This is a genomic window from Neisseria sp. 19428wB4_WF04 (genome assembly GCF_015235335.1).
Taxonomy (GTDB): Bacteria; Pseudomonadota; Gammaproteobacteria; order Burkholderiales; family Neisseriaceae; genus Neisseria; species Neisseria musculi.
The window spans coordinates 1-415 of the sequence record NZ_JADGLG010000178.1 but is presented as its reverse complement, the minus strand read 5'-3'; the positions used below and the strand labels follow the sequence as shown (position 1 = coordinate 415).

Sequence of the window (415 nt, the reverse complement as noted above, 5' to 3'; positions counted from 1 at the left end):
GTCGCCGAGCGCGCCGCCGAGATCGGCGAGGTGCTCGTGGACGCGTTCCTCACGGACACGGCGGACGGCGGCGTGGACGAGATCCACGTCGTGTTCACCGAGTTCGTCTCGCTCGTGAAGCAGAACCCCCACGTGGTGCGCCTGCTGCCCCTCGAGGTCGTCGAGGAGGAGGCCGCCACCGCCGAGGACGTGCTGCCGCTCTACGAGTACGAGCCGGACGCGGAGGAGGTCCTCGACGCGCTGCTGCCCAAGTACATCGAGTCGCGCATCTTCAACGCGATGCTGCAGTCGGCGGCCTCGGAGCTCGCCAACCGTCAGCGCGCCATGAAGTCGGCGGGCGACAACGCCACGAGCCTCATCAAGGACTACACCCTCCTGATGAACAACGCCCGTCAGGCCGAGATCACCCAGGAGC

Annotated in this window: 1 protein-coding gene; it reads left to right on the top strand. The window is 68.0% G+C overall.

What is annotated here, in order from left to right:
* Window positions 1-415 (top strand): F0F1 ATP synthase subunit gamma (locus tag IR141_RS12885; protein WP_194198407.1); only part of this gene is annotated, 415 nt, incomplete at both ends.